Annotated in this window: 18 protein-coding genes; 10 read left to right on the top strand and 8 right to left on the bottom strand. The window is 53.2% G+C overall.

What is annotated here, in order from left to right:
• Positions 1-28 precede the first annotated feature (28 nt).
• Complete coding sequence (locus tag AACS05_RS17475; protein ID WP_045446205.1) at positions 29-1,177, top strand: 3-phenylpropionate MFS transporter; 1,149 nt, start codon at positions 29-31, stop codon at positions 1,175-1,177.
• Here the strand turns inward: AACS05_RS17475 and csiE are convergent.
• The 7 genes from csiE to AACS05_RS17440 form a co-directional block, all read right to left on the bottom strand.
• A complete protein-coding gene (gene csiE / locus AACS05_RS17470; RefSeq protein ID WP_045446202.1) occupies positions 1,172-2,449 on the bottom strand; it encodes a stationary phase inducible protein CsiE in 1,278 nt (425 codons plus the stop codon). The genes AACS05_RS17475 and csiE overlap by 6 nt on opposite strands.
• Before the next feature lie 241 nt (positions 2,450-2,690).
• Positions 2,691-3,296 carry a KpsF/GutQ family sugar-phosphate isomerase gene (locus tag AACS05_RS17465; protein ID WP_045446199.1) on the bottom strand — a complete coding sequence of 202 codons (606 nt, stop codon included), beginning with the start codon at positions 3,294-3,296 and terminating at the stop codon, positions 2,691-2,693.
• Positions 3,293-4,930 carry an FGGY-family carbohydrate kinase gene (locus AACS05_RS17460; RefSeq protein ID WP_045446196.1) on the bottom strand — a complete coding sequence of 546 codons (1,638 nt, stop codon included), beginning with the start codon at positions 4,928-4,930 and terminating at the stop codon, positions 3,293-3,295. Before AACS05_RS17460 ends, AACS05_RS17465 begins: the two co-directional genes overlap by 4 nt.
• A gap of 17 nt (positions 4,931-4,947) precedes the next feature.
• Complete coding sequence (locus AACS05_RS17455; RefSeq protein WP_045446193.1) at positions 4,948-5,901, bottom strand: ABC transporter permease; 954 nt, start codon at positions 5,899-5,901, stop codon at positions 4,948-4,950.
• Position 5,902: 1 nt separating this feature from the next.
• Positions 5,903-6,892: an ABC transporter permease gene (locus tag AACS05_RS17450; RefSeq protein ID WP_045446190.1), complete on the bottom strand. Its 990-nt coding sequence runs from the start codon at positions 6,890-6,892 to the stop codon at positions 5,903-5,905.
• Positions 6,885-8,393: a sugar ABC transporter ATP-binding protein gene (locus tag AACS05_RS17445; RefSeq protein WP_045446187.1), complete on the bottom strand. Its 1,509-nt coding sequence runs from the start codon at positions 8,391-8,393 to the stop codon at positions 6,885-6,887. The genes AACS05_RS17450 and AACS05_RS17445 overlap by 8 nt, the downstream gene beginning before the upstream one ends.
• A gap of 102 nt (positions 8,394-8,495) precedes the next feature.
• Positions 8,496-9,479 carry an autoinducer 2 ABC transporter substrate-binding protein gene (locus AACS05_RS17440; RefSeq protein ID WP_045446184.1) on the bottom strand — a complete coding sequence of 328 codons (984 nt, stop codon included), beginning with the start codon at positions 9,477-9,479 and terminating at the stop codon, positions 8,496-8,498.
• A gap of 422 nt (positions 9,480-9,901) precedes the next feature.
• Between AACS05_RS17440 and AACS05_RS17435 the strand changes: the two genes are divergently transcribed.
• Both AACS05_RS17435 and AACS05_RS17430 read left to right on the top strand, forming a co-directional pair.
• The gene (locus AACS05_RS17435; protein ID WP_045446182.1) at positions 9,902-10,540 is read left to right on the top strand and encodes a DUF1007 family protein; all 639 of its coding nucleotides are present in this window, start codon (positions 9,902-9,904) and stop codon (positions 10,538-10,540) included.
• The gene (locus AACS05_RS17430) at positions 10,531-11,511 is read left to right on the top strand and encodes a nickel/cobalt transporter (protein WP_045446179.1); all 981 of its coding nucleotides are present in this window, start codon (positions 10,531-10,533) and stop codon (positions 11,509-11,511) included. Before AACS05_RS17435 ends, AACS05_RS17430 begins: the two co-directional genes overlap by 10 nt.
• A 58-nt stretch (positions 11,512-11,569) precedes the next feature.
• On the opposite strand, the gene suhB is transcribed toward AACS05_RS17430, so the two are convergent.
• Complete coding sequence (gene suhB / locus AACS05_RS17425; protein ID WP_045446176.1) at positions 11,570-12,373, bottom strand: inositol-1-monophosphatase; 804 nt, start codon at positions 12,371-12,373, stop codon at positions 11,570-11,572.
• Between the two features lie 118 nt (positions 12,374-12,491).
• On the opposite strand from suhB, the gene trmJ reads away from it, so the two are divergent.
• The 7 genes from trmJ (at position 12,492) to hscA (ending at position 18,479) form a co-directional block, all read left to right on the top strand.
• Positions 12,492-13,223, top strand: a complete 732-nt coding sequence (gene trmJ, locus AACS05_RS17420) for a tRNA (cytosine(32)/uridine(32)-2'-O)-methyltransferase TrmJ (protein WP_045446173.1) — start codon at positions 12,492-12,494, stop codon at positions 13,221-13,223.
• 194 nt (positions 13,224-13,417) lie between these two features.
• Entirely contained in the window at positions 13,418-13,909 is a 492-nt protein-coding gene (gene iscR, locus AACS05_RS17415; RefSeq protein ID WP_003037674.1) for a Fe-S cluster assembly transcriptional regulator IscR, read from the top strand.
• A 112-nt stretch (positions 13,910-14,021) separates the two neighbouring features.
• The gene (gene iscS / locus AACS05_RS17410) at positions 14,022-15,236 is read left to right on the top strand and encodes a cysteine desulfurase (protein ID WP_045446170.1); all 1,215 of its coding nucleotides are present in this window, start codon (positions 14,022-14,024) and stop codon (positions 15,234-15,236) included.
• Positions 15,237-15,259: 23 nt separating this feature from the next.
• Positions 15,260-15,646, top strand: a complete 387-nt coding sequence (gene iscU / locus AACS05_RS17405) for a Fe-S cluster assembly scaffold IscU (protein WP_002913991.1) — start codon at positions 15,260-15,262, stop codon at positions 15,644-15,646.
• A 20-nt stretch (positions 15,647-15,666) separates the two neighbouring features.
• Positions 15,667-15,990, top strand: a complete 324-nt coding sequence (gene iscA / locus AACS05_RS17400; protein WP_003037681.1) for an iron-sulfur cluster assembly protein IscA — start codon at positions 15,667-15,669, stop codon at positions 15,988-15,990.
• Positions 15,991-16,098: 108 nt separating this feature from the next.
• Entirely contained in the window at positions 16,099-16,614 is a 516-nt protein-coding gene (gene hscB / locus AACS05_RS17395; RefSeq protein WP_045446165.1) for a co-chaperone HscB, read from the top strand.
• 14 nt (positions 16,615-16,628) lie between these two features.
• Positions 16,629-18,479 (top strand): Fe-S protein assembly chaperone HscA, encoded by a 1,851-nt coding sequence (gene hscA, locus AACS05_RS17390; protein WP_045446162.1) that lies wholly within the window; start codon positions 16,629-16,631, stop codon positions 18,477-18,479.
• The last annotated feature ends 1 nt before the right edge of the window (position 18,480 follow it).

Raw genomic sequence — 18,480 nt, 5'->3', positions numbered from 1 at the left:
GACTATCGCCACCAAACGGGAGGGAATCATGGCTTTGCATTCCACGCGCTGGCTGGCGCTCGGTTATTTCACCTACTTTTTTAGCTACGGTATTTTTCTGCCTTTCTGGAGCGTCTGGCTCAAAGGTTTGGGGCTGACGCCGGAAACCATCGGTTTGCTGCTGGGCGCGGGGCTGATTGCACGTTTTCTCGGTAGTTTGCTGATTGCGCCGCGCGTGAGTGATCCCTCTCGTCTGATTACCGCTTTACGTATTCTGGCGCTGCTGACGCTGGTGTTTGCTCTGGCATTTTGGGCGGGTACGCATGTGGCATGGCTGATGGTGGTGATGGTCGGGTTTAACCTGTTTTTCTCACCGCTGGTGCCGCTAACGGATGCGCTGGCTAACACCTGGCAAAAACAGATCACCATGGATTATGGTCGGGTACGTTTGTGGGGATCGGTGGCCTTTGTGATTGGTTCGGCGCTAACCGGTAAACTGGTGAGCCTGTTTGATTACCGGGTTATCCTGGTGCTGCTGACGCTTGGGATGGCTTCAATGCTGCTGGGTATGATGATTCGACCGAGCGTGCAGCCGCAGGGTGAAAACCGCCAACAGGAGAGTGCCGGATGGCCTGCCTGGCGTTTGCTGATCACGCAGAGTTGGCGTTTTCTTGCCTGTGTGAGCCTGCTGCAAGGCGCACATGCTGCCTATTACGGTTTTAGCGCAATTTATTGGCAGTCCGCCGGGTATTCCGCCTCGGCGGTCGGTTATTTATGGTCGCTGGGCGTGGTTGCCGAAGTGATTATCTTCGCACTGAGCCACAAGCTGTTCCGCCGCTTTAGCGCTCGAGATCTGCTACTGCTTTCTGCTGTTTGTGGCGTTGTACGTTGGGGACTGATGGGTTGGAGCACAGAATTACCGTGGCTGATTGTGGTGCAGATCCTGCATTGCGGTACGTTTACCGTCTGCCACCTGGCGGCCATGCGTTATATTGCTGCGCGCCAGGGCAGTGAAGTGATTCGCCTGCAGGCGGTTTATTCTGCTATTGCGATGGGGGGGAGTATCGCCATCATGACAGTGTTCGCAGGCTTCCTGTATCAGCATTTGGGTAGCGGCGTATTCTGGGTGATGGCGCTGGTTGCTCTGCCTGCCATCGTCTTGCGACCTAAAGTGCAGGCGCAATCTCCGGCGTTATGATTCCAGTATTTTGCGGATCTGTTGTTGCTGATGAGGCGTAAGCGCCAGGTCCGCATGAATTAACGGCGGTGAAAACAGCGGTAGCGGCGTGGTGTACGGTGTGATAATCAGCGCCACGCCACGCGGTGAACCCTGTTTCTGAAAATCCTGCATCGGCATATGTTTTACGTTCAGCGGCAGCAGGGTCAGCTCACGTAGCTGTTGTTCAATATGCGTCTCAAGCCGTTCATTATTGCCCGTCAGCAGGATAATTTGCTTCTCGTGTAAATCCTTCTCCTGCATCAGCCATGCGCCGAAAATCACCGCGACCAGCCCCGCTTCTTCCTCTGAAAACTGCACATCGTATTCCGCTTCGAACCCGTTTAATGCCTCGCGTGTGGTGCGCACCAGTCGGGGATAAAGCCGGCTGAACTCTTCCGGCAGGGTGTTATCAATACCGATGGCAAATAAGCTTCGGTTAAGCGCCTGAGCAAGGTGTATATACAACTGGTCGTTCAGTCCTTGCTCGTCGCTGAAGCGAACGTTGCCATACTCGCGAAAACGCAGTACCAGCCGGGCGATGGCCAGACGCAGACGGCGGTCCTGCTGATGGTTATCACGAATAGGGTCAGGAATACGGATCATCGAAAATAGCAGCGCCATGAACAGCGACTCGCCCAGGGGGGCAGTCTGCATTACGTGGCGTTGCCAGTGACGGCCAATTTCTTCGGCGAGCGGATACTCGGCGCAAGATTGCGCCCAGACCTGCTGTACCGGATTAAACTCCGGGGTGATCCCTGTATGGTGTTGCAGCAGGCAATACTGCAAAAAAAGCCGCAGGAACTGGATATCACGACACTCAAATGGTTTTTGCAACCGACGGGAACAGAGGTTGATGAGCGCCTGCAAATTAGTATCGTCATACAGCTGGCGTGCGATACCCTGTTGTTTCAGCTCCATTTTTAATGCTGGTGTAAATTGTTGGTTGATAAACGTCGGACACAGGCGCAGTCCACGTCGAAGCCAATGTAACAGGCACAGGCGTTGATTCAGCGGGGTCCCTTCGATTTGATAGCGACCGTTTTGAGTCGAGGTAATCGCGAGCCGGTGATAGCGCTGGATTTCGAGGCCCGCGCCAATGATATCCTCGCGGACAATATTGTCATCGACGCCATTGAGACTGCTGAAGGTCTGCGCGGTGGCGCTTTGTCCCGGCAGAAAAAGCGTCAGCAACATCTGGCAGCGACGTTGGGGAGCAGAAAGTACAGATGGCGGGGCAAGCGTTGACATCATCTGTAAGGTCTCCCGAAAGTATTTTTGATAAGAATAGCTAAAGTTTGCTGATAGAAATGGAGAATGGAATCCTTTCCGCCAGGAATGCTGGGAGACGTCACAGAATTTTTAACGTAAGGAACAGAAGGTCGTAGTTAAACGCAGCGCGTTAACCTGTTTTTTCGCTGTTTTATCTTTGTTTAAACAACAAAAACCCCGCCAGCGGGTGACGGGGTTGGAAAAGTGAGCGGAAATGCGCGGTTTAGACTTTCTGCTTCTGACTTAGCGTTAATCCTACATCACCGCCTGGATGCACCGCCAGCAGGGTTTCTTTTGAGTATCCACTCTCGCTCATCAGACAGGCACAGGCGGCATCAAAGATAGCCAGAACCAAAATAATAGATGTGGTTGCCAGCATATTCAGCGGATCGGCCTCGCGCTGCACGCCCGTGGAAATCACCAGTCTGGAAGCGCTGGCGATGGCTGAATTCGCGTTTTCAGTTACGCTCAGAATCGGTACCTTTCTCGCTGCCAGCCCAGGCAGCAGTCGGGTGAGTTCATCGGAGTTGCCTCCGCGCGACAGCATAATGACCAGATCGCCAGTATCCAAAAAACCCAGGTCGCCATGAGCTGCATCGGTGGCATTGAGGTATATCGCCGGACGCTCAACGCAGGCAAGCATATGCGCCACTTTGCGCGCCGCAATGCCAGAAGTACCCACGCCGGTTACCACTATTTTACCTTTGCAACTGCGCAGTTCTGTCAGCAGATCTTGCCAGACCTGTTCATTCAAATGATGTTGAAGACCTGCGAGGGCATCGCTGTAGAGATGCCACACGTGGGTGGCCTGAGACCATGAATCACTCATGCGTCCTCCTGCATCAGCTTGCGGTATTTCATATGATCCTGATACATCTCGTGGAAGACGCGATATTTACGGTCGTAGTACTGCTTAATCCGGTTGGTCTGTGGCGTGACTGTTTTACCAATGCGGCTCATTGCAGACATTGCTTCCGGGAAAGTTTCGAATACCCCTGCCGCGATAGTTCCCATCATTGCGCTGCCCAGCAGCATGGCTTCGCTCTCTTCCGGCAGCAGCATGGCGCAGCCGGTGGCATTGGCATGTTCCTGAACAAAGATTGGGTTTTTCGTGCCGCCGCCACTGGCCATAATCGTATCGATGTTGTAACCGCTTTGATTCATCGTTTCGATAATATGACGCGTTCCCAGGGCAATGGACTGGATGGTTGCCAGATACTGCAACGCCATATCCTCGGGCGTGCGGGACAGCTTCAGCCCGGTGATAGCGCCGGTGAGTGTCGGGTTCGCGCGCGGTGAGCGGTTGCCGTGGAAATAGGGAAGAATATGCATATCACGGGTCAGGAACGCGATGTCCTCCGGTTCGCCAGCCATTTTACGTAGCAATGAATTCAGTACTTCGTAAATAGTCTGTCCCTGAGATTTTGCCTGTGCCAGCAGCGTTTCGTAGCATGGGTGCGACTGAATGACGTGGTCGATTAACGCTCCTGTTGCAGACTGCCCGCCTTCGTTGAGCCAGTATTCCGGCAGCACAGCAGAGTAGTAAGGCCCCCAGACGCCGCCGATAAAACGCGGCTCTTTGGAAATCGCCATATGCCCGGTAGATGTGCCGCCAATTAGCGCAACGCGGCGGTCAAAATCAGCCACTTCTCCAGAAACGCCGCAGGCCCCAAGCGTGCCGAGCGTACCAGCGTGCGCATCGATAATTGATACGCTGACCGCAGTCCCCGGGATCAGACCTAGTTCGCTGGCGGCACGTGCTGACAGCCCGTGCCCGAGCGGTTCGCCCATGGTTTTCACGTAACGACCAATTTTGGCGGCATCGTGCTCCAGCAGATCTTCCAGCCCAATCTGGCGGAAATAGCTGGCGTCCCATTTGTCTTCATGACCCATGTAGGTCCATTTACACACGGTTGAACACAGTGAGCGCGTGTCATCTCCGGTGGCGCGCCAGGTCAGGAAATCAGGCAGATCAAAATAGTAACCCGCGTTTGCCCAGGTGTTGGGCATATGCTGTTTCAGCCATAGCAGTTTTGGGGTCTGCATTTCCGGAGAAATAATTCCTCCGACGTAGTCCAGCACCCGATGGTGCAGGGCGTTAATACGCTCGGCCTGGGTAATGGCCCGGTGATCCATCCACACAATAATGTTCTGCTCGCTGCGCCCGGAAGGGCTGATAGTCAGCGGCTTACCTTCTTTATCCAGAACCACCAGTGAACAGGTAGCGTCGAAACCCAGACCTTTAACCTGGATAGGGTTTATATCTGACTGGTTAATCGCGTCGCGAACCGCGTTACACACAGCCTGCCAGATATTATCAGAGGACTGCTCAACGAAATCAGCTTGCGGACGGTAGAGCTCAATGGCCCGACTGGCCTGCCCGACCATCCTGCCGTTGAGATCAAATACCCCTGCGCGGGCGCTTCCGGTTCCGACATCCACACCAATAAAGTAACTTGCCATAATTTTTTCTCCTGAAATCAGGCTTTACGATTCTGTAATGCGATAAAGAGGATCAGTACTGCGCCCCAGAGAGCCATCGTCAGATAGCTACTGATCCCCAGCAAGTTAAGGCCGCTTTCCAGCATTTGCAGCACAATGAGCGCCAGCACCAGGCCGATAATGCGCCCAAAGCCACCATCCGGATTGATACCGCCAAGCACGGAGGCGAGGATGGTTACCAGCAGGTATGATTCACCGTATCCGGCTTTTGCCGAGTTGAATTTCGCCATCATCAGAATGGCCGCTACCCAGCCGAGCAGAGCAGATATGACATACACGGAAATTTGTACGCGAACGGTATTCACACCGCTGTAGCGGGTAGCCTGTTCATTGGAGCCGACAAGATACAGGCTGCGTCCCAGCGTGGTGTGCTCCAGCAGTACCCACAGCAATATGGCAACCAGGAAAAAGAGCAATAGCGCCACGGGGATACCGGCAATGGTGGCATTACCGAGATATTGAATGACCGGCGGGAATCCGGAGATCACCGTCCCGTTGGAGAGCAGAATATTCAGCCCTGAGATAAGCGTCATCGTGCCGAGGGTGGCGAGAATCGGTGAAACGCCCACCCAGGCGATCAGCGCGCCGTTCAGTGTGCCAATGGCAACTGCTACCGCGGCGCCCGCCAGCAGAGCGAGAACCAGAAATAGTGGATTATCCGGGTGGGTGACAATCACCGCAGCCATTACCAGCGAGCAGGCGTTAGCACCGGCAATAATCGACAGGTTAATGCCCCCAGTCAGCATGGTCATGCCCATCCCGAGCGCCAGCATCCCGAGGATCGGTAATTGTGAGCCAATAGACTGGAAGTTAGCGACGCTGAAAAAGCGGCTACCCAGCAGGGCCGAGAAAACCAGCGCCACGACCACAATAATGACGCATTGCAGGCGAATGATGGCATCACCGGGTAAAAATCTGGCGAATGTTTTCATCTCAAAGCTCCTTTGCCAGTTTGCGTTTTTCGTTCCAGGCCGTGGCGCTAATACTGACCAGGATAATGGCGCCGCTGAAAACAGTGTGCCAGTAAGAGGAGACGCTCAGCAGCGTCAGGCCATTTTGTAAGAAAGCCAACAGGACAACGCCGAGCAGAGTTCCCGTCAGCGTACCGCGCCCGCCGCTCATGCTGGTTCCGCCGAGAACGACCGCCGCCAGAACGGTTAGCTCAAAGCCGAGCAGTGAATTGGGGGCGACCGATTGAGTGATTTGTGCCTGAACCACTGCGGCGATGCCTGCGAGAATACCCATATAGCCATACACGTAGAAATGCAGCTTCAGTAGGTTCAGCCCCAGGCGTGAAGCCGCGTCGCGGTTGCCGCCCATGGCGTAAACCTGGCGACCGAGGCGGGTATAGTTCATTAGCACGGCAGTAAAAATAATCACTGCTGCCAGACACAACAAAGGGAGAGTAAGGCCGTAGTCGTAACCGTCCGCAGCAGTGAACGAGAACCAGTTGATACCGTTCATAAACCAGTCTGGAAAACCGTACAGCCAGGTGCCCTTCGTTGTGTAAACCAGCAGACCGTAGTAGACGTTCAGCGTGGCAATGGTAATGATGATCGCCGGAACACGCAGCCAGTAGACCAGAAAACCGTTGATAAGCCCGAGCAGTAGACCGACAGCAATCGCGATAACCAGCGCCAGCGCGAAGTTGCCGCCGTGGCCGATAACCCAACTGGCCATCGCGTATTGGGCAATGGCGGTCATAGCAGGGAATGAAATATCGATTCCGCCGGAAATCAGTACTACAAACAGCCCACAGGCAAGGATGCCGAGAATGGCGTAGCTGGTGGCGACGTCCGTCAGGTTCCCCAGTGACAGGAACTCATCGGTGCTGACGCTCAGTCCGACGGCAAGGGCAACCACCAGCAGCCCCAGCCAGAACTCATGTTGCCCGATCAAACGGGAGATACGCATACTATTCATTGATTACCTCAACCACTTCAGCAATCTCCTCTTCACTACAGTGATGAGGATTAAATTCCGCCACCAGCTTGCCGCGGCGCATCACCAGCACGCGGTGGCTGTTGTAATACGCTTCCGGAATTTCATCGCAAATCATTAGCACAGCCATTCCCTGTTCGGCCAGATCGCGGGCGATCTGGTAAATGCCCTCTTTGTTAGCGATGTCCACGCCAACGGTTGGTGAGTCAAGGATCAGGATGCGCGGATTAGTCGCCACCCATTTGGCAATGGCAATGCGCTGGGCATTGCCGCCGGAAAGTGTTTTCACTGGCAGATGCGGATCGGAGACTTTAATGTTCAGCTCGCGGATCAAATCAGAGACCAGCTTCTGCGCTTTGCGATGATCGAGCAGACCGCTGCGAGTGTGCAGTTGGTCAAATACGGTGACGATGGTGTTGTCGTAGATTGACTGCTCCATGATCAGCCCTTGCGTCAGGCGATCTTCCGAGACATAGCCGATCCCGTGTTTAATAGCGTCGTGGTTATTGCGAAGCTGAACCGGCTGACCGTTAATACGGATCTCACCGCTTTCAGGATGCGTCATGCCGAACAGGCTCAGGCATAGCTCGGTTCTCCCGGCTCCCAGCAGGCCGACAATGGAAACAATCTCACCGCTACGCAGAGACAGATTGATATTTTGGTATTTTCCTCTACGACTGAGATCGCGCAGTTCCAGTAACGGTTCCTGTTCGACGGGCGGTTTCTCTGGCAACGGGCTGTAGTGGAAGCGCTGCCCGGTCATCAGGAAGGCCAGTTCGTGACTGTCAAGTTCACTGGCAGGGAAAGTCCCCACCAGCTTACCGTCGCGCATTACGCTGATACGGTCTGCGACTTCCATCACTTCATCAAGGCGATGGCTGACAAAGACAACGCAGATCCCGGCTGCTTTTAATTCGTTGACTACCCGCAGCAGACCATTCACTTCCTGGCGGGTCAGGGAGGCGGTTGGTTCATCCATGATCACCAGACGGGCGTCGGCAGCAATTGCCCGACAAATAGCCACTAACTGGCGATCGGCAATAGAGAGTTTTTCGACTTTTTTATCAGGATCGATGGTCACACCGATACGCTTCATTGCGGCCAGAGCCTGTTGCTTCATGGACCCGCGACGCACCCAGATATCACCACCCGGCAGGTAGCGGTTGACCGCAATATTTTCCGCGACGCTAAAATTTGGAAATAACGACAGGTCCTGATAAATAACCTGAATGCCGTAATGTGAAGACAGCTGTGGCGTCAGGTGGTGGAACAATTTGCCGTCGAGTAAAATCTGCGCACCTTTTTCAGGATGATAAACCCCGGAGATCACTTTAATAATGGTGCTTTTGCCACAGCCGTTCTGACCTGCCAGACAGTGAACTTCGCCTTTTTTCAGCGTCAGATTCACGTTATCCAGCGCCAGCACGCCCGGGAATTGTTTGCTGATATTCTCAAGAGTGATAAATGCGGTGGTGTCTGTCATGGACAATACCCCTGCGAGCGTCCTGCTGGACGCTGAGTGTTAGTTTTGTGGATAACGCCGACCAGGCGGTCGGCGTGAGGTTCCCTGGTGTTGGCTAAGGCCTTAGAAACCGAGTGATTGTGCGTTATCTTTGGTGACTTCGAGGATCTTGTTAAAGCGGATCACTTTCTTCTCCATGTCGACATCGGCTTTCCCTAAACTATCGATACTTAGATCGGCGTTGACTTCTTTACCCTGCAACAGTTGATCGGCAACCGTGACCAGTGCGTAGCCAGCGTCTTTCGGATCCCACAGCAGCGCTTTTTTGATATCGCCGCGCATCAGGTAAGGTGCAGCCTGTGCTGGCATGGCGATACCAACAACGGCAATCTTGTCTTTAGCGCGTTTTTTCTGAACGGCCTGACCTGCTCCGATAGGACCCAGTGAGCCGAAACCAATGATGCCTTTCATCTGCGGATAGGTTTTCATCAGATCCAGCGTAGTGGAGTAGGATTTATCGATACTCTCCGCTACTGGCAGGCGCGAAGTGACTTCAAACATCTCAGGGTATTTTTCTTTCTGATATTTAATCGCGTAGTCAGCCCATGCGTTATGCAGCGGCACCGTCAGCGAGCCTACATAGATGGCATAACCGCCTTTGCCGCCCATATTTTTTGCCAGCTCATCGACGTTGGCCTGTGCGTATTTTTCACTGTCGATGGTTTCGATATCCCACTGACCAATTTGTTCGTCCGGGGATTCGTGGGTCAGAACGACAATGCCTTTCTCGCGAGCTTTTTTCAGGACAGGCTCAAGGACCTTGGCGTCATTCGGCACTACGATTATCGCGTTGACGTTTTTGGCGATCAGATCTTCAATCACTTTTACTTGCTGAGCCGGATCCGGCGTAGAAGGACCGGTCTGGTAAGCATTTACATCCAATTTTTTTGCTGCTTCATTGACGCCGGTTTCCATGCGGTTAAACCATGGAATACCGGTGACTTTAGCAACCACAGCAATCTCATATTTTTCCGCCGCAAAGGACGTACCGGACAACATGCATGCAGAAACCAGGGTTGCACTGAGTAATGCGAGTTTGAATTTCATAGTTGTACCTTTAGTAGGGGGCAGGGCATGTCACGGCGTGAAGTTAACAACGAATGGAAGAGGGAATGAATCATAAGTTTGGTAAATGTGATCTGTGCCCGTTTTTGTGATTTTTTAGATAAAAAATGGTTAAATTTTAGTTAAATATGAATGGTTGAGCATTCATGCACTTCAATTGTTTGTTAATAAACAATTAAAATGAAACCATTAATTAACAATTAATTATCATCTCCCTTAAGTTAATGCCTCATGGAAGCATTTTTGCCTTTATCGTCGGGAAACAAAATTTCAAAATTGAGAACTGAATCGAGACCACAAAGAGGGGCTAAATATTCTTCCGTTCAATGGTATGCTCACCACACTTTCGCCAAAGACGTCATCATTGCGATTGTGGCGGCCTGTATTTTTATCGTGGAGAACTCATGCAACGCTTTAAACATATTGTCATAACGTTGCTTCTCGCTGTTCTGTCCTTTAGTGCTGGCGCGCATCCGCATAGCTTTATTCATCTGAAAACCGAGATAGTCAGCGAAAATAACCAGTTTGTGGCGTTGAAAATGCGCTGGACAATGGACGAAATCACCTCGGCCGACCTGCTATATGACGCGGGCAATGCCAAACCGGGAGATGAAGTGTGGAAAAAACTGGCGGCAGAAGTGATGGCGAATGTACTCGGACAACACTACTTCACCGAAGTGTGGCATGCCGGGCAAAAGGTAAAATTTAAAAATCGCCCGACAGAATATGGCATGGAGCGTAAGGAACACCAGGCGGTGCTGACGTTTGTTTTGCCGCTGGCCGAACCGCAGCCGCTGGGTGGACAGGCCTATGTCATATCCACGTTTGATCCAACCTATTACGTGGATATGAGCTACGACAAAGACAGCGATGCCACCCTGGCGCCGGCCATAAGCAAGCAATGCCGGATTAGCGTGCACACGCCAACGCCTGATGAAGAAACGCTGAGTTTTGCGCAGTCGCTGGATAAAGAAGATGCGCCGCCGGAGGATATGGATTTGGGTAAACAGTTTGCACAGAAGGTAACGGTGGAATGTCAGTAATCTGGCAACAACGCATATCCGGCCGCCGCTGGCTGACACTGTGGCCGCTGGTCGTGTTTTTGCTGCTGGCGACAGGCGGTGGGCTGTGGTTATGGCATGCCTGGCCGCAGGTCATGGTGAAAAGTATTCTCTGGCAGCGTGAGGTCAATCAGCAAATGAGTGGCTTGCTTAAAGCCGTCGCCGCCAGCCCCACCCAGGCAGGTGGTTCGTTGCTGTTGTTTAGTTTTGTTTATGGAGTATTGCACGCGCTGGGGCCGGGGCATGGAAAAATCGTCATCACCACCTGGCTGGCGACGCACCCTTCTAAGCTTAAATCGAGTATCGGACTGACGCTCGCCTCTTCCTTATTACAGGGGCTGGTAGCGATTGGGCTGGTGGTTGCGGTGCTGACAGTTCTGCAATTGCCGGCTCGACAGCTACACATGAGCAGTTTCTGGCTGGAAAAGGGGAGTTATGCGCTGGTGGGCATACTGGGCGTTTTGCTGTGCTGGCGGGCGCTGAAAAAATTAAGCAAGCTGTTGCGTCGCCCCAAATTTACCTCCTTCACGGCCCATCATGTACATCACGACGGTTGTGGTTGTGGGCATCAGCATTTACCTGACCCTGAACAGATACAGAGCGGTGATGACTGGCGCGCCCGGATGATGATTATTCTCTCAATGGGTATGCGCCCGTGTTCCGGGGCGATTATGGTGTTGCTGTTCAGTAAAGTGGTTGGTGTATTTAGCTGGGGAATGGCATCGGCGTTGGCAATGGCGGCGGGAACATCCCTTACCATTTCTTCTCTGGCATTACTGGTACACTTTTTCCGTACGCTGGCGGTGAGGCTCAGTAGAAATAAGGCACCGGTGTTATGGCGTCAGGTCGGCTGGAGCACGCTGGCATTAGCCGGGGGGGCGGTGTTGATTGTTGCTGCCGTGGTGATGTGGGTAAGTGCAGTACCGGTTGGCAGGGGATTAAGACCGTTTTGAAAAGTGCCGGATAGTTTTCAGGCCCGGCAGGCGGTAACGCCACCGGGCACTGCTGAGATTAACGCTTCAGCGCATCACTCAGTTCGTCACGCATGTTCGCCAGCATAGCTTTAACGACGCGCGGATTGCCTGCAACGATGTTGCCGGTTGACATGTAGTTATGACCACCGGTGAAGTCGCACACCAGTGCGCCTGCTTCACGAGCAATCAGTTCACCTGCGGCAAAATCCCACGGCTTAAGGCCGATTTCGAAGTAACCGTCAACACGAGCGGCGGCAACATAGGCCAGATCCAGCGCAGCAGAGCCGGTGCGACGGAAGTCAGCGCACTCGGTAAACATTTTGCCAAGGATCTTCATGTAAGAGGCGGCGTGTTGCTTCGCTTTAAACGGGAAACCAGTAGCGATGATAGTGCCGTCCAGATCGCGAGCGGTGCTACCACGCAGACGGTAACCATTCAGCTGTGCGCCCTGACCGCGAGTTGCGGTGAAGAGTTCGTTACGCATTGGATCGTAAACAACAGCGACTTCAGTACGGCCTTTGATGCGTACTGCGATGGATACCGCGAAGTGCGGCAGACGTTTTACGAAGTTGGTAGTGCCATCCAGTGGATCGATAACCCATTGAACATCCAGATCTTCACCAACATGTTCACCGCTTTCTTCGGTGATGATGGTGTGCTGTGGGTAAGATTTGCGGATCGTTTCGATAATAATCGCTTCTGCGGCTTTATCGACGTTAGTCACGAAATCATTGCTGCCTTTCTGGCTGGTTTCTACAGAGTCAGGCGTTTCGTAGTGTTTGGCAATTACATTACCCGCCTTGCGCGCTGCGCGCACGGCGATGGTCAGCATCGGATGCATCGGTCTCTCTCACTGGATGTTAAAGAACGGGAAAACGGCGCAGAGTATAGCAGCGAGTTCGGAATATGTCTTCGTTTTATGATAATATGGCCGAATAATCTTAAGCTGAAGAAATACAATGCTGCAAAATATTCGAATTGTGCTGGTGGAGACTTCTCACACTGGCAATATGGGTTCTGTCGCCCGTGCCATGAAAACCATGGGTTTAACCAATCTGTGGCTGGTAAATCCACTGGTAAAACCGGACTCCCAGGCCATCGCCCTGGCGGCCGGTGCCAGTGACGTGATTGGCAGTGCGCAAATCGTTGACACGCTTGATGAAGCGCTGGCCGGTTGCAGTCTGGTTGTCGGTACCAGTGCGCGTTCGCGTACATTACCGTGGCCGATGCTTGACCCACGCGAATGCGGATTAAAAAGCGTCGCTGAAGCGGCGAATACTCCTGTGGCGCTGGTCTTTGGTCGTGAGCGCGTTGGGTTGACCAACGACGAACTGCAGAAATGCCATTATCACGTCGCCATTGCTGCTAACCCGGAATACAGTTCGCTTAATCTGGCGATGGCAGTGCAGGTCATTTCTTATGAAGTGCGTATGGCCTGGCTGGCAACGCAGGAAAGCGGTAAGGCTGCGGACTATGAAGAAACTCAGTATCCGTTGGTGGATGATTTAGAACGTTTTTACGGTCATCTGGAACAGACGCTGTTGTCGACGGGCTTTATTCGTGAGAACCATCCGGGGCAGGTAATGAATAAACTGCGCCGTCTATTTACCCGTGCGCGCCCGGAGAGCCAGGAGCTGAATATTCTGCGTGGAATGCTTGCATCTATTGAGCAGCAGAATAAAGGAAAATAGACCGCTTTAATGCCGGATGGCGCTGCGCTTATCCGGCGCTAAGAATAGCGCACTGAAAGTTAAATACTTGACTAAATTAGTCAAGTAAATAGTTGACTGATTTAGTCGGGAATGTCAGACTTGCCCCTGCTATGCAATACCCCCATTTTACAATAAAAACCCCGGGCAGGGGCGAGTTTGAGGCTAAGTAAGACATGAGACTGACATCAAAAGGGCGTTATGCCGTGACCGCAATGTTGGACGTTGCGCTCAACTCCGAAACGGGCCCGGTACCGTTGGCTGATATTTCTGAACGTCAGGGAATTTCCCTGTCATATCTGGAGCAGCTGTTCTCCCGTTTGCGTAAAAACGGTCTGGTTTCCAGCGTACGTGGACCAGGAGGCGGGTATCTGCTGGGTAAAGATGCAGGTAGCATCGCAGTAGGTGAAGTAATCAGCGCTGTTGACGAGTCGGTTGACGCCACTCGTTGCCAGGGCAAAGGTGGTTGTCAGGGTGGTGATAAGTGCCTGACACATGCGCTGTGGCGTGATTTGAGTGACCGTCTGACCGGTTTCCTCAACAACATAACCTTAGGTGAACTGGTGAATAACCAGGAAGTACTGGATGTGTCTGGTCGCCAGCACACGCATGACGCTCCACGCACTAACCGTGCACAAGACGCGATCGACGTTAAGTTACGCGCTTAATAATAGTATTTCAGAATCAGGCCGGGGTGTTGCACACCCCGTTAACTCGGTCGTACATCCAGCCGGTTGCCTGATTCCTTGCATTGAAGCGATGTACGGAGTTTATAGAGCAATGAAATTACCGATCTATCTCGATTACTCCGCAACCACGCCGGTGGACCCGCGTGTTGCCGAGAAAATGATGCAGTTTTTGACCCTGGACGGAACCTTTGGTAACCCGGCCTCTCGTTCACACCGTTTCGGCTGGCAAGCAGAAGAAGCGGTAGATATCGCCCGTAATCAGATTGCTGATCTGGTCGGTGCCGATCCGCGTGAAATCGTCTTTACCTCTGGTGCGACTGAATCCGACAACCTGGCGATTAAAGGTGCTGCCAACTTTTATCAGAAAAAAGGCAAGCACATCATCACCAGCAAAACGGAACACAAAGCCGTGCTGGACACCTGTCGTCAACTGGAGCGTGAAGGGTTTGAAGTGACTTACCTCGCCCCACAACGTAACGGCATTATCGATCTGAAAGAACTCGAAGCGGCAATGCGCGATGACACCATTCTGGTTTCTATCATGCACGTGAACAACGAAATCGGTGTGGTACAGGATATCGCGACTATCGGCGAAATGTGCCGTGCGCGCGGCATCATCTATCACGTTGATGCGACCCAGAGCGTGGGCAAACTGCCTATCGATCTGAGTCAGTTGAAAGTGGATCTGATGTCCTTCTCTGGCCACAAAATCTATGGTCCGAAAGGTATCGGTGCGCTGTACGTTCGTCGTAAACCGCGTATCCGTATCGAAGCACAGATGCACGGTGGTGGTCACGAGCGCGGCATGCGTTCCGGTACTCTGCCTGTTCATCAGATCGTCGGTATGGGCGAAGCTTACCGTATCGCGAAAGAAGAGATGGAAACCGAGATGGCGCGTCTGCGCGGTCTGCGTAACCGTCTGTGGAACGGCGTTAAAGATATGGAAGAGGTGTACCTCAACGGTGATCTCGAGCATGGCGCACCGAACATTCTCAACGTCAGCTTCAACTTTGTTGAAGGCGAATCGCTGATTATGGCGCTGAAAGATCTGGCTGTTTCTTCCGGTTCTGCCTGTACGTCTGCAAGCCTGGAACCTTCCTATGTGCTGCGTGCGCTGGGTATGACTGACGAGCTGGCACACAGCTCAATCCGTTTCTCTTTAGGTCGTTTTACTACCGAAGAAGAGATTGACTACACCATCAATCTGGTTCGCAACTCCATCGGCCGTCTGCGTGACCTTTCTCCGCTGTGGGAAATGTTCAAACAGGGCGTGGACCTGAACAGCATTGAATGGTCACATCACTAATCGGTAGATAAGGAGAATTCATCATGGCTTACAGCGAAAAAGTAATCGATCATTACGAGAATCCACGTAACGTGGGCTCTTTTGACAATAGCGACGAGAACGTGGGCAGCGGCATGGTGGGTGCACCTGCTTGTGGCGACGTGATGAAGTTGCAGATCAAAGTCAACAATGAGGGTATCATTGAAGACGCGCGTTTCAAGACTTATGGCTGCGGTTCCGCGATTGCCTCCAGTTCTCTGGTCACCGAATGGGTGAAAGGGAAATCACTGGACGAAGCACAGGCGATTAAAAATACCGATATCGCTGACGAGCTTGAACTGCCACCAGTGAAAATTCACTGTTCTATTCTGGCTGAAGACGCGATCAAAGCCGCGATTGCGGATTACAAAAGCAAACGTGAAGCAAAATAATTAAGAGTTGAGGTTTTATTATGTCGATTACCTTAAGCGACAGTGCAGCAGCGCGTGTAAATACCTTCCTGGCAAACCGCGGTAAAGGGTTTGGTCTGCGTCTGGGCGTGAGAACCTCCGGCTGCTCAGGTATGGCCTATGTACTGGAATTTGTTGACGAGCCGGCGGCTGAAGATACCGTGTTTGAAGACAAAGGCGTTAAAGTTGTGGTCGACGGCAAGAGCCTGCAATTCCTCGACGGTACGCAGTTAGACTTCGTCAAAGAAGGTCTGAACGAAGGGTTTAAGTTCACCAACCCGAACGTGAAAGACGAATGTGGGTGCGGCGAAAGCTTCCACGTGTAACGCGCTTACCGATAACCCCACCGTGGTCGCCTGCGCGTGGGGTTTGTTTTACCTGACTCTCTGGTTTTGCCACATCGAACAACAGAGAATCGATGCCCTGAGAATGTTATGGACTACTTCACCCTCTTTGGCTTACCGGCCCGTTATCAGCTCGATACTCAGGCGCTGAGCCTACGTTTTCAGGATCTACAACGTCAGTATCATCCTGATAAATTCGCCAGCGGTTCCCAGGCGGAACAACTCGCTGCTGTTTCGCAGTCCGCCACTATCAACCAGGCCTGGCAAACGCTGCGCCATCCCTTGATGCGCGCCGAATATTTACTGTCTTTACACGGCTTTGATATCCAAAGCGAGCAGCATACGGTGCGTGATACCGCGTTCCTGATGGAGCAGCTCGAACTGCGCGAAGAGCTGGATGAAATTGAACAGGCAAAAGACAGTGAACGTCTGGATGCATTGATGAAACGCATCAATGACATGTACACCGTTCGTCATCAACTGATGGTGGAACAGCTGGATAGCGAGGCGTGGGACGTGGCGGCAGATACCGTGCGTAAACTGCGTTTTCTCGATAAACTGCGAAGCAGTGCAGAACAACTCGAAGAAAAACTGCTCGATTTTTAATTTCGGAAGCGAAAATGGCCTTATTACAAATTAGTGAGCCTGGTCTGAGCGCTGCGCCACACCAGCGTCGTCTGGCGGCAGGCATCGACTTAGGCACCACCAACTCTCTGGTCGCGACCGTACGCAGCGGCCAGGCCGAAACGCTGGCTGACCACGAAGGTCGCCACCTGTTGCCGTCAGTGGTTCACTATCAGCAGCAGGGGTATTCGGTTGGTTACGATGCTCGTGCCAACGCTGCGCTTGATACGGCAAACACTGTTAGCTCGGTAAAACGTATGATGGGCCGCTCGCTGGCGGATATCCAGGCGCGCTACCCGCATCTACCTTATTCGTTCCAGGCGAGCGAAAACGGCTTGCCGATGATCGAAACCGCTGCCGGTTTGCTCAATCCGGTACGCGTCTCAGCCGACATACTGAAAGCGCTGGCCGCGCGGGCGACCGAAGCGCTGTCCGGCGAACTGGATGGCGTGGTGATCACTGTTCCGGCTTACTTTGATGATGCTCAGCGTCAGGGGACGAAAGACGCCGCGCGCCTGGCTGGCTTGCACGTGCTGCGCCTGTTGAACGAACCGACAGCTGCGGCAATCGCCTATGGCCTGGATTCCGGTATGGAAGGTGTGATTGCCGTTTATGACCTCGGTGGCGGTACTTTTGATATTTCTATTCTGCGTCTGAGCCGTGGCGTGTTCGAAGTACTGGCGACCGGTGGTGATTCCGCGCTCGGCGGCGACGACTTCGACCACCTGCTGGCTGATTACATTCGCGAGCAGGCGGGCGTTGCCGATCGCAGCGATAATCGCGTGCAGCGTGAACTGCTGGATGCCGCCATTGCCGCTAAAATTGCGCTCAGCGACGCCGGGTCCGTGACGGTCAACGTGGCGGGCTGGCAGGGTGAAATCACCCGCGAAACCTTTAATGAACTGATTTCCGCACTGGTTAAGCGCACGCTGCTAGCCTGCCGTCGCGCACTGAAAGATGCCGGCGTTGAGGCGCAGGACGTGCTGGAAGTTGTGATGGTCGGTGGTTCAACGCGCGTACCGCTGGTGCGTGAGCGCGTGGGTGAATTCTTTGGCCGTACGCCGCTGACTTCTATTGATCCGGATAAAGTGGTCGCCATCGGCGCGGCAATCCAGGCTGATATTCTGGTCGGGAATAAACCAGACAGCGAAATGCTGTTGCTGGACGTTATCCCACTGTCCCTGGGGCTTGAAACCATGGGCGGTCTGGTGGAAAAAGTGATCCCGCGTAACACCACTATTCCGGTGGCGCGCGCACAGGATTTCACCACCTTTAAAGACGGTCAAACCGCGATGTCCATCCACGTGATGCAGGGCGAGCGTGAGCTGGTGCAGGACTGCCGTTCACTGGCGCGTTTTGCGCTGCGTGGTATTCCGGCGCTGCCAGCAGGCGGCGCGCATATCCGCGTCACCTTCCAGGTCGATGCGGACGGACTGCTAAGCGTGACCGCCATGGAGAAATCCACTGGAGTGGAATCCTCCATCCAGGTCAAACCATCCTACGGATTGACCGACGGTGAAATCGCCTCAATGATTCAGGATTCGATGAGTTTTGCCGAGCAGGATGTCAAAGCCCGCATGTTGGCAGAACAAAAAGTCGAAGCGGCACGTGTGCTGGAAAGTTTATCCGGTGCGCTCGCTGCTGATGCCGCGCTGTTAAGCGCCGCAGAACGTCAGGCTATCGACGCCGCCGCCGCGCATTTGAGCGAGGTTGCACAGGGCGACGATGTTGACGCTATCGAACAAGCCATTAAAAACGTAGACAAACAAACCCAGGAATTCGCCGCTCGCCGTATGGATAAATCCGTCCGTAGCGCGCTGAAAGGCCATTCCGTGGACGAGGTTTAAT

Source organism: Citrobacter sp. S-77, from assembly GCF_963864895.1.
GTDB lineage: Bacteria > Pseudomonadota > Gammaproteobacteria > Enterobacterales > Enterobacteriaceae > Citrobacter > Citrobacter murliniae.
This window is presented reverse-complemented; position numbering and strand designations above follow the sequence as displayed.